10 protein-coding genes and 1 pseudogene are annotated in these 15,373 nt (G+C 38.8%); 9 read left to right on the top strand and 2 right to left on the bottom strand.

Annotated features, from left to right (window positions below):
• Positions 1-138 precede the first annotated feature (138 nt).
• Positions 139-477 carry a transposase gene (locus tag HCZ91_RS14035; RefSeq protein WP_257020074.1) on the top strand — a complete coding sequence of 113 codons (339 nt, stop codon included), beginning with the start codon at positions 139-141 and terminating at the stop codon, positions 475-477.
• The gene (locus HCZ91_RS14030) at positions 464-976 is read left to right on the top strand and encodes an IS630 family transposase (RefSeq protein ID WP_346342202.1); all 513 of its coding nucleotides are present in this window, start codon (positions 464-466) and stop codon (positions 974-976) included. Before HCZ91_RS14035 ends, HCZ91_RS14030 begins: the two co-directional genes overlap by 14 nt.
• On the opposite strand, the gene HCZ91_RS13450 is transcribed toward HCZ91_RS14030, so the two are convergent.
• Positions 963-2,039, bottom strand: a complete 1,077-nt coding sequence (locus HCZ91_RS13450; protein ID WP_346342201.1) for a helicase-related protein — start codon at positions 2,037-2,039, stop codon at positions 963-965. The genes HCZ91_RS14030 and HCZ91_RS13450 overlap by 14 nt on opposite strands.
• Positions 2,040-2,511: 472 nt before the next feature.
• Entirely contained in the window at positions 2,512-3,399 is an 888-nt protein-coding gene (locus HCZ91_RS13445; RefSeq protein WP_179799741.1) for a LysR family transcriptional regulator, read from the bottom strand.
• A gap of 258 nt (positions 3,400-3,657) precedes the next feature.
• Between HCZ91_RS13445 and HCZ91_RS13440 the strand changes: the two genes are divergently transcribed.
• The 7 genes and pseudogenes from HCZ91_RS13440 (at position 3,658) to HCZ91_RS13410 (ending at position 15,336) form a co-directional block, all read left to right on the top strand.
• A complete protein-coding gene (locus HCZ91_RS13440; protein ID WP_179799740.1) occupies positions 3,658-4,317 on the top strand; it encodes a 3-oxoacid CoA-transferase subunit A in 660 nt (219 codons plus the stop codon).
• A 92-nt stretch (positions 4,318-4,409) separates the two neighbouring features.
• Positions 4,410-5,063, top strand: coding sequence for a 3-oxoacid CoA-transferase subunit B (locus HCZ91_RS13435; protein WP_179799739.1), 654 nt, complete (start codon positions 4,410-4,412; stop codon positions 5,061-5,063).
• Between the two features lie 78 nt (positions 5,064-5,141).
• A pseudogene (pcaF, locus tag HCZ91_RS13430) lies at positions 5,142-6,346 on the top strand (3-oxoadipyl-CoA thiolase).
• Between the two features lie 33 nt (positions 6,347-6,379).
• Entirely contained in the window at positions 6,380-7,696 is a 1,317-nt protein-coding gene (locus HCZ91_RS13425) for a TIGR00366 family protein (RefSeq protein ID WP_179799738.1), read from the top strand.
• A gap of 229 nt (positions 7,697-7,925) precedes the next feature.
• Entirely contained in the window at positions 7,926-8,993 is a 1,068-nt protein-coding gene (locus HCZ91_RS13420; RefSeq protein ID WP_179799737.1) for a maleylacetate reductase, read from the top strand.
• A 783-nt stretch (positions 8,994-9,776) separates the two neighbouring features.
• On the top strand, positions 9,777-12,101 hold the full coding sequence (locus HCZ91_RS13415) for a hypothetical protein (RefSeq protein WP_179799736.1): 2,325 nt from the start codon (positions 9,777-9,779) through the stop codon (positions 12,099-12,101).
• The gene (locus tag HCZ91_RS13410) at positions 12,094-15,336 is read left to right on the top strand and encodes a site-specific integrase (protein WP_179799735.1); all 3,243 of its coding nucleotides are present in this window, start codon (positions 12,094-12,096) and stop codon (positions 15,334-15,336) included. Before HCZ91_RS13415 ends, HCZ91_RS13410 begins: the two co-directional genes overlap by 8 nt.
• Positions 15,337-15,373: the final 37 nt, after the last annotated feature.

Here is a 15,373-nt window from a genome sequence, read left to right as displayed (position 1 = left end):
AAGCAGAGTTATGAAAATACGGTCGCTCTTGCTTGTGCTTATATCTGGCTCAAATTATGAATGTTCAACACGCCCTATAGTAGAGTTCAGATAAAACCGATACAATAAATAAAAACTAATCAACTATTTAGATAAACCATGACTTATTCAATCGACTATCGTACACAGGTACTTTCTAGCATCGATAATGGTCTGACTGTTAGAGAAGCTGCTGCTTTTTACGCGCTTAGCACCAGTACTATACATAGCTGGAGACAGAGCTTAGAGCCTAAGAAAGGGCGAGATAAAGCCCCGACTAAAATACCTGATAACGTTTTGCTTCAGGACGTCAAAGCGTATCCTGATGACTATCAATATGAGCGCGCAAATCGTCTTGGTTGTAGTAAAACCGGCATTCATCATGCCTTAAAACGATTAAACATCAGTCAAAAAAAAGACACTAGAACATCCAAAGGCCTGTCCGATAAAAAGAGCTAAGTATCTCAATCATTTGAGCGATTATATGATTCAAGGCTATCCCATTGTTTATATGGATGAAAGTGGCTTTGAGCATGAGACCATCAGGCCTTATGGCTATGCACCGATAGGTAGACCTTGTATCGATCGCTATAACTGGCAAGGTAAAAAACGTACCAACGTCATTGGTGCCCTGTACGAAAGCGTACTATTTGCACTTGATTACTTCGAGAAAAACATCAATGGAGATGTATTCTATAACTGGTGCAAGTACACGCTCATACCGAGCCTAAAAACCAAATGCGTAATCGTAATGGATAATGCAAGCTTTCATAAACGCGTGCAAAAGCTGCTTAATAGACACGGCCATCGCCTTTTATTTTTACCACCCTACAGCCCTGATCTAAATCCTATCGAGAAGAAGTGGGCACAAGCTAAATTTCTACGCCAAGAATGGATGGAGAACAATCTGCCTAAACTATTTCATGATATGGGCTGTATCGATTTTATATTAAACTGACTATAGTATTATCCAGATATTTCTGCACTTCTTGCCATTCCTGTACACGTTGTCCTGTTAAGTGAGTGATTCGGGCATGGTCCATTTTATAGGGCACTGGTGTCCTAACCCAACGGCTGCCATCTTTGATTACTGGCGCCGGACTTTCGACACTCAGCAGCTTCAGTACTTTTTCAATCTGGCCATGACGCAGATTAGTTTGCTCTTCCATACTGCGAATCGACAAGCCATCGCTGTTTTCCAATACCTGTAAAATCTCATTCACTTGCACTTCTGAAGGAAAAGCCGATTCTCGGAAGAACTCATGAATATTATGATCTTCCATACCCGACATCAACATACCCACAGCATGATCAATACCGCGACCAGCACGACCCACCTGTTGGTAATAGGCAACGATAGAGCTTGGCGCCTGATAATGAATTACAAAGCTTAAATCAGGCTTGTCGTAACCCATACCTAGCGCCGTGGTGGCTACTAACACCTTTAACTGGTTATTGAGAAGCAGATTTTCTAGATGCTGACGATAGGTATTACTGTCTTCAAAGCTATCATGTGTAACACTGCCGTGGTATGCCTTGGCATCTATATCATTAGCGACCAGCCACTCGGCTACTTGCTCAGCATCCCTTACTGTTAAGGTATAAACGATACCTGTACCCGGTAACGTAGGTATCACCTGTGCTAACCAAGCTAATCGTGAAGCCTGATCAGGCAATATCATGGTTTGTAGAGCGAGACTTTCACGAGTTAGTGGACCACGATGAATATTGATATCACCCAGCTGGGTTTGTATGTCTTCGATTACACGGTTGTTAGCTGTCGCTGTAGTACCCAGTACTGGCGTGTTGGAGGGTAACTGGCGCAAGATATTTGTAATACGGCGATAATCTGGGCGAAAGTCATGACCCCAATCAGAAATGCAGTGCGCTTCATCAATCACCATCAGAGCAATGCGGTCAGCAATGGGCTGTAATACCGTTTCGATAAAGCTGTCGTTAGCTAAGCGCTCAGGAGAAATCAACAAACAGTCTATTTCATTATTAAGAATGCGCTGAGTCACCGAATGCCATTCATCGATATTCGTAAAACTTACAAAACCCCATAAAAAAAGGCTTGTCGCATCGCTGCGAACAAGCCTGAATCAATATATGGTGGGCCCAGTAGGACTTGAACCTACGACCAAAGGATTATGAGTCCTTATTTTTACAACAACAATACACAATATATAGCGATAAATATCTGTAATTTCCGATTGTAAGTCAGTTGATACAAGGGTTTAGATTGTAATATAAACATATCTGTCAACAAGTAAATATATCTATCAATAAATTTAGAGTATCAAAATAGTATCAAAATGAATAGTGTCAGAAGTTCTTTTCAATGCAATAGTTCACAAATGAAGCTTTTACATGATTCGTAATAGAGGATATATCTTTCGTTCAACGTATGAAGAAAGTCAGTAGCTATGTGCTTCTGCTTTTACATAGGTATTTCCCAAAAGTAAGTCAATAGCCTTATTCTTTTTATAGTAGTCATTTTCCGTAATTCTCTTTAGCCACTTTTAAGAGAGTGTTCAAAGCTTTAGATTTTTCAAAGTGTCGCATACTGATTATGATTGGAGATGTTATATGAAGGTCATCAAGAGGGATATAACAGATTTCATCTTTACGAACATGAGCTACAGTATGGGGTACGATTGTTAAACCTTCCCCGGCAGCAACTAAACCTAATGCGACTTGTAGCTCTCGAACTTCTCTAGAGTTACTTGGGTGAATTTTACGTTCATCAAATATATCAAGGATTTGATCAATAAAACTAGGTCGCGGCTCTTTAGGAAATAAAAGTAATGGTTCATGTTCTAGATCTAAAAGTGAAATGCTTTTATGGTTTTTCTTGGATAGAAAATGATTTATAGGAAGTGCGGCGACAAGCCTTTCTTCTCTCAATACAGTTCTATCAATTGAAGGGTCTTCAAAACGCATCCTTCCAAACCCTGCATCAATTTTTCCACTTTTTAAAGCTTCAATTTGTTGCCATGAATTCAACTCATGAAGCCTCACTTCTATATCGGGATGAAATTTTCTAAAGCCACCTATTACTTTGGGCAAAGTTCCATAGAGTATTGATGATACGAACCCGATTGATAAGGTTTTTTGGGTTCTAGCCATTCGTTGAGTCATACTTTTAAGGTAGTCTGCTTCGGATAATATACGAGTAGCATGCTCATAGAAAAAAACTCCCGCTTCAGTCAAAGATAGAGGTCTTTGATTGCGATCAATTAATTGGATTTCTAACTCTTCTTCTAGTTGTTTTATCTGCCTACTTAGAGGTGGCTGAGATATATGAAGTTTATCAGCAGCTTTATTAAAACTCTGACAATCAGCTACTGCAACGAAATAACGTAAATGTCTAAGATCCATCGTTCTCATCCAAAGCTTAAATACACCAATTAATACTTATTTAATATATGGCTGCAAATTTAGCCCATACTTAAAAGGTATTATAGCCTGCTAAATTAGGTCTTAGACATATTTTATCAGAATACCTATAGTCTTATACATTCTTTGAATATTAAAAATAATTTCAAAACACTTTCTAGATTAAGTTTTTTAGAATCAAAAATCTAAGCGATTTAGCGATTTACTTTGTAAGTTTAATTATAGGCAGGAAATCACATAATGATTGATAAGGTAGCTTTAAGCATAGAGAAAGCCATCGATAAAGTAAGCGATGGTGATACCGTGATGATAGGTGGCTTTGGCAAAGCTGGTCAGCCTGCAGAGTTGATAGATGCTCTTATTGAACATGGAGCGAAGCATCTCACAATTATTAGTAATAATGCTGGTAATGGTTCTCACGGTTTGGCGGCATTATTGAAAGAAGGTCAGGTTGATAAAATGATTTGCTCATTTCCTCGTCAACATGATTCATATGTATTTGATGAACTATATCTCGCTGGGAAAATTGAACTTGAATTAGTTCCTCAAGGCAATTTAGCCTGCCGAATTCAAGCAGCTGGCTCTGGGCTTGGAGCCATATTTACTCCTACTGGTTATGGAACACTGCTTGCTAAAGATAAAGAAACTCGAGAGATTAATGGCAAACCATACGTACTTGAACACCCACTAAAAGCTGACGTTGCATTAATAAAAGCCTATAAAGGTGATCGTTGGGGTAACTTGGTTTATCGTAAAACAGGACGGAATTTCGGACCTATTATGGCAATGGCTGCTGACATTACAATCGCGCAAGTTCAAGAAACAGTCTTGTTAGGTGACTTAGATCCAGAACATATTATTACCCCAGGCATATTTGTTCAACATATCGTTCAAGTATAGCTTTGTGGTATGAGTATAAAATTATAGTAGTTACGTTATTAATATTATTCGCTTAATCATATAAGTATTAATCTTATTAAAGGAGTTATTAAATGGGATTTACTCCAAGGAACCAAGAAGAGATGGCTCGGGCTGTGGCGCGTGACATAGCAGAAGGTTGGTATGTGAACTTAGGTATTGGGCTACCTACTCAGATAGCTAACTTTTTACCGGAAGATAAAGACTATTTTCTGCATAGTGAAAACGGATTGCTAGGTATGGGACCAGCTCCAGCTGAAAATGAAGAAGACGAAGATCTTATTAATGCAGGTAAAGAGTATGTCAGTCTTTTGCGCGGAGGAAGTTATTTTCATCACGCAGACTCCTTCGCCATGATGCGTGGCGGACATATTGATTTATGTGTATTGGGTGCTTACCAAGTTGCCGCTAATGGCGACTTAGCTAATTGGAGTACTGGAAAGGAAGGTGCTATTCCTGCAGTTGGCGGTGCAATGGACTTAGCTGTAGGAGCTAAAAAAGTATATGTGATGATGACACATCAGACAAAAAACGGTCATCCAAAAATTGTGAAAAGTTTAAGCTTTCCTGTAACAGGACTTAGCTGCATTAATCGTATATATACAGAGTATGCCAGTATAGATGTTACTGAGAAAGGGCTTCAAGTCATAGATATTGTAGAAGGTATGACACTAGAAGACCTTCAAGCTATTACAGATGCGCCATTAATCTTAGCTTTAAGTGACTAAGAAACAGAATAAATATTATTACGGCTATATATTAATAAATAAGGATGTTTTATGACTCAGTCAAATTTGAACACAGAAATTATAGATGCATATATTTGCGATGCCATACGCACACCCTTTGGTCGTTATGGAGGGAGCCTATCTAGTATTAGAGCTGATGATCTTGGAGCAATACCTATCAAAGCACTGATTGAGCGTAATTCTAAAGTTGATTGGCAAAAGTTGACGATGTTGTCTATGGCTGTGCTAACCAGGCAGGAGAAGATAATAGGAACGTTGCTCGTATGTCGGCGTTGCTAGCAGGCTTACCGGTTGAGGTTACAGGAAACACGGTGAATAGATTATGCGGATCAGGAATGGATACTATAGGTATCGCTGCACGTGCAATTAAAGCGGGCGAGCAACAACTGGTTATTGCAGGTGGTGTTGAGAGCATGTCACGTTCACCTTTTGTCATGCCAAAAGCAACGAAAGCTTTTAGTAGGGATAATAAAATTGAGGATACAACGATAGGGTGGCGTTTTATCAACCCTAAAATGAATGAAATGTATGGGGTAGATAGCATGCCCCAAACAGCAGAAAACGTTGCAAACGATTTTAAAATTAATCGTCATGATCAAGATAAGTTTGCATTATTTAGTCAGCAAAGAGCAGCAGCAGCAATAAAGTCAGGTTTCTTTAAAACTGAGATTACTCCTGTAAATATCTCCCAGCGTAAAGGCAATAGCTTAATTATTGATACTGATGAGCACCCTCGTCCTAACACGACACTAGAAGCTCTAAATCAACTTCAGCCATTTGTTAAAGCTGAAGGCACTATTACTGCTGGTAATGCTTCAGGTGTCAACGATGGTGCTTGTGCGCTGCTAATTGCCTCTAAAGCTGCTGCTGCAGAACATGGCCTTACATTAAAAGCAAAAATTGTCGCTATGGCGACTGCAGGTGTTGAACCTCGTATTATGGGTTTTGCTCCCGCACCTGCTACAAAGAAAGTACTTGCACTCGCAGGCCTAACTCTTGATCAGATGGATGTAATTGAGCTCAATGAAGCCTTTGCCTCTCAGGGGCTGGCTGTAATGAGAGACTTAGGTTTAGCTGATGATGACCCTCGAGTTAACCCTAATGGTGGAGCTATTGCACTCGGTCATCCATTAGGGGCATCTGGTGCTCGTCTTGTAACGACTGCTATGTATGAGCTTATTCGCACTAATGGGCGTTATGCGCTATGTACAATGTGCATCGGTGTAGGACAGGGAATAGCAATAATTATTGAACGTGTCTAACACAATAACAGATCGACTTCAAAGGAATGAAACATGAACAGTATTATTAACTTCTCAGTAAAGTTAACTCAAAAATATCTACCAGATGCTTATATCTTAGCAATCCTACTAACTGTAATGATTTTCTTTAGCGGTATTATATTCGCTGGACAGTCTCCAATTGAAATGTCGAATCACTGGGGTGAAGGATTTACTTCATTATTCAAATTTGGTATGCAGATGGCATTAGTGCTAATAACGGGCTTTACTTTAGCACAGACGCCCATAGTAAAAGATTTGCTAGGAAAGGTAACAACTATTCCAAAAAGTCCTAGACAGGCAATATTATTGGTTGCTTTAGTATCTTTTGTATCATGCTATATCAACTGGGCATTTGGGTTAGTTGTCGGTGCTTTACTAGCACGAGAAATGGGGAAAAGAATAAAAGGAGTACACTTTCCGTTGATAGTAGCCGCTGCTTACAGCGGTGAGATCATTCGTGGTCCGTCTTCATCAATACCTTTAGTGATTGCTACACCTGGTCATTTTATGGAAGAGCAGATTGGTATCATACCAGTTTCACAAACTTTGTTTTCAAGTTGGAACCTTGCTATTTCTGGGTTAATACTTGTCGCTTTAATCGCATTGTATGCATTCATTAAGGTTAAAAAAGAAGATGTGATTGAGTTTGTTGATGATATTGAACATGAGCATGTCTTAGACTCTAAAGAGCCAACTAGCTTTGCGGAACGTTTAGAGCACAGTCGTTGGGTTAATTGGGTTTTAGCAATTGTTCCTGTGTTATTCATAGGTAGTTCGATTATAAGTAATGATTTCTCACTAACACTTGATACTGTAATTATTTTATTTTTTACACTTGCTTTAGTTTTTCAAAAAAGTCCTATGGCTTTTCTAGATACTGTAAAAGATGCTGTTGTTGCTGCTAGAGGGATTATAATTCAGTTTCCTATTTACGCTGGTGTTGCCGGTATGATGGCTAGTTCAGGTTTGGTTGATATTGTTGCAGCCGGTTTTATTAATATTGCTACTCCAGAAACTTTTCCACTAATGACTTTCTTAGCAGCTGGTTTTGTAAACTTCTTCATTCCTTCTGGTGGTGGACAGTGGGCAATTCAAGGGCCTGTCATGATGCAAGCAGCATACGCTATGGATGCTGATATTCCGCAAGCAATTATGGCATTTGCCTGGGGAGATGCATGGACAAACCAAATCCAACCATTTTGGGCACTTCCTTTACTTGGTATTGCGGGATTATCGGCTAGAGATATTATGGGTTACTGTCTAATTTGGTTTGCAATATCTGGAGTAATTATTAGCGGTGTGTTTGTGGGGATTACTGTATTCTCATAAAGAATTAATAACTGGAATTGCATTGTATTCTTTCTAATTGTGGCATTACTAAAATAGATATTTTAATAAATAAAATATCGTTCTAAAATAAGACCCCGTAAGCTATTAACTTATGGGGTTTTTATATATTAAAAACTATTTTTATTTTTAAAGTTAAGGTTTGAGTATATTGAAAAACTACTCACTACTCATTAAGCTTCCTAATATTGACCTGCTCAAGGATGAACTCATGCAACAGTTTCATTACAAAGCTCTACCAGTTGATGTTCATTTTGGCGTGAGCAAGTCAAGTGAAGTCAAAGACATCTTAATTCAGTATGGTTATCAAAAGGTGTTGGTGATTACGACATCTGGTCAAGAAGAGGCGGGTCGTCAATTGGCAAAAGAGCTGCAAGAAATATGTGCAGGCGTGTATCCGCATGCAGTAATGCATGTACCAGTGGAGGTGGCAGACAAGGCGGTGGAGTTTGCCAAAGATAATGACATTGATTGCTGTCTGGGTTTGGGCGGTGGCTCTACGATTGGTCTTGCCAAAATAATTGCTTTAAAGACACATTTGCCTATCGTTGCCATACCGACTACCTATGCTGGTAGCGAAATGACACCCATTTATGGTTTTACGGAAAACAATCTGAAAACCACTGGTAAAGACAATCATGTACTACCTAAAGTAGTGATTTATGATCCAAATTTAAATCTAACATTACCCGCTAAAATCTCAGCTTGCTCAGGTATGAATGCCATGGCGCATGCTGTAGAAGCGTTATATGCTAAGGACAAAAACCCAATTATCAGCCTGATGGCCATTGAGTCTATTAAAGCATTACAGTCTTCCTTGCCTGTGATTGTCGGAGATCTCACCAATATCTCAGCCCGTCAAAAAGCAAGCTATGGTGCATGGCTTGCTGGTGTGTGCCTTGGTTCAGTTGGAATGGCCATTCACCATAAAATCTGTCATGTCTTAGGTGGTACTTTCAATTTACCGCATGCGCAGGCTCATGCCATTACGCTTGCATATTCAGTACATTACAACCGTCACGCTGATATTGAAGCCATGGATAGACTGGCAGAAGCTTTTGGTGTCAGTAGCTGTGAAGAAGTTGGCTTGGTAATCTACCGTCTAAATCAGTCTTTAGGTATTGATTTGGCGCTAAAAGATATTGGTTTACCTAAAGAAGGTCCAGCGGAAGTAGCAAGAATTGTTTGTGATAGTCCTTACTATAATCCTAGAGAATATAATTATAATGAGCTAGAAAAATTATTAATTAAAGCTTATTTAGGACTACCTCCTGTTTAGCATCAGAAATTTAATACTTCTATTTACTACTTCCGAAAAATATAAAAACCTGAGAATAATTAGAAGTTTTTTTAAAGTTTTCAATGATTAACAGTTATGAACAGACCTACTCAATCTGGAGCACAACTCTGTGGTTCAGAGCGTGAGCAGACTTACTATTAGCTCTATAAATTAATTGTGAACCGCGCTAGGATTGTCTTATTCTCTCAGAATGTTGATTCTCCGACAATACTAGAGCGGTTCAGTTGGGCAAAAACTTGCCAACCCTAGTAAGGATGATCTGTATGTACATCCGTATGCTAGAACTGCTTTATGTGTTTGGCAGAGATTGCGGCCTAAAACTCCTTATATCGATATGAAGTTTTTGGATAACTTTTACCGTCCACCACTTCGGTTAGTTGATGGAGGGGATAACAATTTTTATTTCTTTAATGATTTCCAAAGAGTCGATCAGGTCTTAAGGTTCGAGAATAATAGGGATTATCCGTGCTTGATAATCCCTGAAAGTATTAAAGACGTTCAGCAGCTCGCATGGAGGGATGTTATAGACTTAATTTTCTTGAAAGGTATTCACCATCCCGATTTGTTTAAAGCGCTTAAAAGTACGGCGCCTCAAAGTGTTATATGTCAGCTTATGGGGGTTAAGCAACTGACTGTAAGGGAGTATTGCCATTTTGCAGGTATTAGCCAGAGTAGTTATGAATATCGCCAATGTAAGTTTGCACTAGAAGAGCGAGTTCTAGGTATTCCTCAAAGTATGAGCTGGTTGAGTGGTGCGTCCTAATGAATATAAAGCAGTTTGATAACAGCGAATTACAGAGGGTTTTAGATCATCTAGTGCCACTTGATTCACTGTACTGTATAAAAGTACAAAACCTGATCATTAATACTCTTTATATTAATCCAAGCTTTTGCCTACATAGTGATGAGCAGACCAACATAGATAAGCCTATATTTACCTCATTTGAATGTGAAGCTATTGCCAAGGCAGTCGTAAAAGAGAAAAAAATTGAGGATTGGGCTGTGACTTATATGCTGGTCTTGTTTTACCAGAGGTATGGCCAAGTACATCCTGGTAATAAAGCATGGCAGTTTATGAGTGCATATCTACAAATAATTATTATGATTGCTATACGTAAGGATGAGCACTCTGCCAAAGTCAGTCAGCTAAGTGTGCGTCTAAGGATGGGGTTAAAGGACAATAACCCACAATCTGAGATTGTTAAAAAACTAATTAACATCCATGCTCAACATGTTTCACTGACGAAGGCGCTAGTGCTGTTACGTCAATATGAAGCCCAAATAAGGAATGATGAAAAGTCAGGCAAAGCGGTTAATCAAAAGCTGGCTGGTAAAACTGGTCAAATAAGACTTGCCTATGAAGTGGTTGCAGAGAACAAAACGTTTGTAGGTAAAACCTATACTAACTTACAAAACAATGAGCTTAGTAAAGAACATGCTAATAAGCGATACCTTGATAGCTCTGATGAGCCAGTACGATTCACAATATTTAGTAAACCTCATAAAAACGATAACGTGGCGGATGCTGAAAGTATTGCTGATGATGACCCGCCTGCGCTTTTAGATAATGATTTTAAGCCTTCCAGTACAACTGCTAAATCCTCAGAATTACAGCAATGGAAGCTAAAAAACAACTATCGACACGCCCGCCGTAATCAGTTTCATTTTTCTACTAATCTACGTAAACTAAGTCTACTGAGCTATCAGATGCTATTTGCTCGGGTGTGGCAGCTTTTTATTATTGTCAGTTATAAGCAGCGTCAGATTTATGCGGTCATATTACTATCACTATTAAGTGGTCGGAAGATACAAGACGTGATTTACGAGTTAGAACTGGATAAAAGTCAGCGCAAGTGGTTGATTCATGAGAGCGGTTCGGCTGCTGATAGTTATGCTATGAGTAATACTATTAAAGTAACTTCGAATCGTAGAAGTCACTTATTGCCACATCGTCAAAGTCATGACAATGAATTTAAATTACCTCTGCCAGCTAGACTGCAAGCAGTTATTGAAAATAAGTTTTTGGTGGATAGCGATGAAGTGTCTAAAGTGCTGGCAAGCTTAAAAGTGCAACTAGAGCTACCAGTGTTATCGAATCAGCATATTGACGCTTGTCTATATACAGTTATAAAGAATGAGCTGCAAGAGCCTTTACATGCCGACATGGTTACTGGGGTTGATGTGAAATACAGCTCGCCCTTGTATTACACCAGTATTGAGACGATAAGTTTAGAGAAGACCTACTACAGCGCTATACAGCTATTGACCAAATACTGTACTGCGGACAGCCAAGGTGAGCTGCGACAGCTTAGTATGTCTGGCACGAAAAGCAATCGGTATAAAAAATATATCGGTAGTGACATGACTTTGAATACTGATATTTGTCAAAAGTTTTTTGATGAGCTTGCTGAGGCAGCTGAGAGTTATAACGGTCGATTAAAGCGGAACGTAAGCATACGTCAGGACCGTTATATTGAGCAGTTTAATGCTCATGGTGTCTGGCTATGGCACATCATATTTATTCAGACTGGGATTAGACCCGTAAAGAATGCGCCTGGGCTTTTAAATCAGTTTGACTTTAGGCAGCGGCTCTTATGGATCTCTGATAAAGAAGAGCGTCATGGACAAGGGCAGGGAAGGCTTATTCCTCTTAGTGATTTCTTAATCATAGCCATTCAGAATTACATTGAATATATCAAGCAATTTGCGGTTATGCATAATTCTATATATCCCAATGATCAATTTCCTATAAATAACATTTTGAACTCTAGTCAGCCACTCATTCAGCTATTTAGCCAAAACCCAAAAGGGTTTACCGGTATTACGCCTAGTAAGGTCCGCTACCAGATAAAAGATTTTTTTAGTCACCAAGATAACTGGCTAAGACATCAATTACGCTCACTACTTACGAATAGGTCCCCCGAGCATTTGATCTGCGCCTTATATGGCCATGAACATCCAGATCAGGAGGCTATGCATCCAATGTCGTCATTATCCATTAATGAGCTAAAAGAATTATCCTTTGACTTAGATAAAGTTGCAGTTGAGCTTAACCTACGACAAGTTGAGGTAAATATATATGGATAATGCCGTTGCCCATCAGTTAAGAGAAGAAAATAAAAGCAAGAGTTATGAAAGTATCAAAAATGAGGCGAAAGCTTTGATAGCGTCTTATATTGATGATAATCAGATACCCACAGGAAAAGACCTAACTGAATACTATCAAACCATTGGTAGCATACTTGAAATGCATTTTGATACGGCACATAGCTATTACTTAGCCAGGCAAGGATTTTTAGAGTTCATTCGAAGTTATAACAAATTACATGGATTGAATTTAGATGAGCCGGTTGTACCAGTCATAGCAGAGCGTGATCATTTAACAATATCCTATGATTGGATGGTAAATGTTGCTCAAGTAAGCCTTGCTAGCCAGCAAATGATTGAGATATGGCAACGGAAAAGAAGGTTCTCAAACAATGATTTGATTGAGTCAGTGCTCTACTGTAGCGTGATGTATGGGGGGTTGAATGACATAGATGTGTTAAAAGCACTGTATCAATGGCTCATAGGCGAACGAGACATATATCAATTGCTGCTACCAGCAACTGATGAATTACCAGGTTCAGGTGTCAGCAGCGAGAGTTTGGCGCTAATCTTGCTCAGTATTGATGATGACAATTACGGTTGTTCTTATACGCAAGGTCATATCTCAGAGGATATATCTGCTACAAGCTTACAGCGCTATGTAGAGTACATACCTGATGATATGACACTTTGCTTTTTATACGCGCTAAAAGATAAAAAGTTAAAAAAAGAAGATGTGAAGTCGTTTGAAACCATTATCAGTGATATTTGTAAGAAGCTAAAACTACAAAATAAAGATAAAAGTAAACCGCATTTATCACAGTTAATAAAATACGCTGACTATCATTGGCGACAGATCAAGGGAGGCGATATAGACACTGCACTGGCTATTGTTAGACAGGGCAAGATTAAAACGACGGGCTTAACCACAAATAAGCTTATTAATTATAATCAAGAGGTGATTAACTCAAATCTACAGCCGCTCACTTGGGAAGAGTTATTTGTAGCAAGCTTTTCAGAATCTGACGAAAAAGGTACCAATAGTAGGGAGTATCCAAGTTTTAGTAAGAATCTCATTAAAGAGGTTCAAGATGCTCTTAAAGGCAGTAAAGCATCCGCTATTATACAAGTAGAGCTGTTACAGCAGGAGTTAACCGAACCCAACGCCATGCGTCTTTTAGGGTGGGTCAATAGCTTGTTGAGTGATAATAATAGTAGGTTAGATACCATCAGTAAATATCTGGGATGTATTGGTCGTGATTGGCTGATGCTAACAATGGATGAAAATCTTGATGAATGGTCTAACGAGGACTTTGAAGCTATATATGAGGAAATTATTCAAAGTAAGATTAAGGATGGAAGAAAGCAATCTATCTTGCACAAGGATACAGACTTTAATGAAGACAACCTAGATAAAGATGACAAGTTAGTTAGTCTTTCAGACGATGAGTTAAATCAAAGTATTCACAACGGCTTAACTAGTGAGGCTGTACAGAAAAACAAAGCTTCACGTTTATATAAGCTTAAAGATACTCAGAAGCTTACTTACGGTCGGTTGAAAGCGTTTCATGATTATCAAAAAGAGTTTTGTGGTGCCCCATATGTATATTTTCCATGGGGTAATAAGCGTCAGGTTGTGAAAGCGAACATGATATCACCTCGAATATATCATACGATGAAAGAGTATTTGGTCACCTCAGATTTAGAATATGACCAGAAAAACCTGTGCTTAGTAGTCTTGAGTCTTGCGTACCGGACAGGAATGCGAATTAAAGAACTTATCGGTGTTAAAGTTCGTGATGTAGCTGATATCTATATTGATGAGCATGGACAGCGAATAGAGCAGCCGCAAATATGGTTAAGACCAAATCGCTATCGGAGATTGAAAAGTAGCAGTGCAAGCCGCCTTATACCAATTAACTGCCTGCTTAAAAAAGACGAGCTAGAACAATTTACTCAGTTATATCGTCAGCAGAAAAGACTGAAGCGTCGTTACTTATTTTCTCAAGGTTCAGGCGATCAGCCGTTACCTAGTATATTCTTTAGAAATCTCATGAAGTTGATTTGGGATAAATTGCTAGGGGAGCATGACTTCACATTTCACAGCTTTAGGCATACTGCGATTAGTCAGCTGGCGTTAGTACTAAGTAAGTCGCCTTTGGCACAGGTGATGACTGATTATGATAATGAGCAGTGCGAAAAAGTCATAAAAGGTATCTTGGGCTATCATAAAAAGCAGGGCGCTTGGTTTGGGCTGGCTAGCCTTTCAGGACATTTAACGTGCGACACAACCTTCGAGTATTATATTCATACTGCTCATTTGCTGGCAGGGAAACAGCTCAGTAACACTTGCTTAGAGCTACCTATAACCGTTTTAGACTTAATAACAGGACTAGATTATTCTGCTATATATAGAAAAGATAAAACTGCTTATGATGCAAAGACGAAGACGGTGCAGCTGAATAAGATAAGACCATATTTACTTAAAAAAATGGCTATTAATAAAATACCATTATTTAAAAACGTAGATGAACCTGATAACAATGCTAGTCACCAACTGTTGAAAGGTAATTTGGATGAACGTGAAGAATCGAATACGAGTTCAATTTTCATTCATCCTAAATATGCGGACGTTATAGGTTTTCTAGAGGAGCTGCAGAGGCTAAATATAAATTCTCGAGATAAACTGTTACCTGAAGTTGCTATTAGACATGGTATAAGTCTAAATGAATCTAAATGCTTATATCTGCGCGCTAGTGAGCTGTTCGACGATGACAGGCTATTACTAGGCAAGCCTAGAGGTAGTAAAAACCAGGAGATAATGATTAGAGCACTGGATAGAGCTTATCAAATGTCTATAAACAATCCTGAGCAATTGCAAAGGTTCGTTGAGATATTTGAAAACAAAAATAACTTTAGAACATCAACAATTCAATTTGGCATAAGGCCTAATCAGTTAAAGAGCTTGAAGGATTTCATGGCGGTAGGCTGTCAGCTTATTGATTCGTCCCAATGGCAGATTAGAGCATCGAATAAACAAGCCGTTATTGATCTAAAAAAGAAACTTAAGATTGATAAGCGAGTAAGAATAGGGTCTCGTCAGAATTTCCACGGGTATGATGTACGAGTCATAGAAAAGAAGCGCAAAAGATCTGATAAAAACATGGCTAAGACAGATCGATATGACGCTTCATCGAGCCCATCTCAGATTCTGTGTAACTGCCATTTAGATTAAATGCCTGCTTATACGATCATCAAACATAATCATAAAG

The sequence above is a fragment of the Psychrobacter sp. BI730 genome (assembly GCF_013414195.1).
Lineage (GTDB): Bacteria > Pseudomonadota > Gammaproteobacteria > Pseudomonadales > Moraxellaceae > Psychrobacter.
The sequence above is the reverse complement of the archived record's forward strand: the minus strand, read 5'-3'. Positions and strand labels throughout refer to the sequence as shown.

Coding starts and splice junctions, on each gene's coding strand:
- HCZ91_RS13435 (WP_179799739.1), top strand. CDS start 4,410: ATGGGATTTACTCCAAGGAACCAAGAAGAGATGGCTCGGGCTGTGGCG.
- HCZ91_RS13420 (WP_179799737.1), top strand. CDS start 7,926: ATGCAACAGTTTCATTACAAAGCTCTACCAGTTGATGTTCATTTTGGC.
- HCZ91_RS14035 (WP_257020074.1), top strand. CDS start 139: ATGACTTATTCAATCGACTATCGTACACAGGTACTTTCTAGCATCGAT.
- HCZ91_RS13415 (WP_179799736.1), top strand. CDS start 9,777: ATGAATATAAAGCAGTTTGATAACAGCGAATTACAGAGGGTTTTAGAT.
- HCZ91_RS13425 (WP_179799738.1), top strand. CDS start 6,380: ATGAACAGTATTATTAACTTCTCAGTAAAGTTAACTCAAAAATATCTA.
- HCZ91_RS13440 (WP_179799740.1), top strand. CDS start 3,658: ATGATTGATAAGGTAGCTTTAAGCATAGAGAAAGCCATCGATAAAGTA.
- HCZ91_RS13445 (WP_179799741.1), bottom strand. CDS start 3,399: ATGGATCTTAGACATTTACGTTATTTCGTTGCAGTAGCTGATTGTCAG.
- HCZ91_RS13410 (WP_179799735.1), top strand. CDS start 12,094: ATGGATAATGCCGTTGCCCATCAGTTAAGAGAAGAAAATAAAAGCAAG.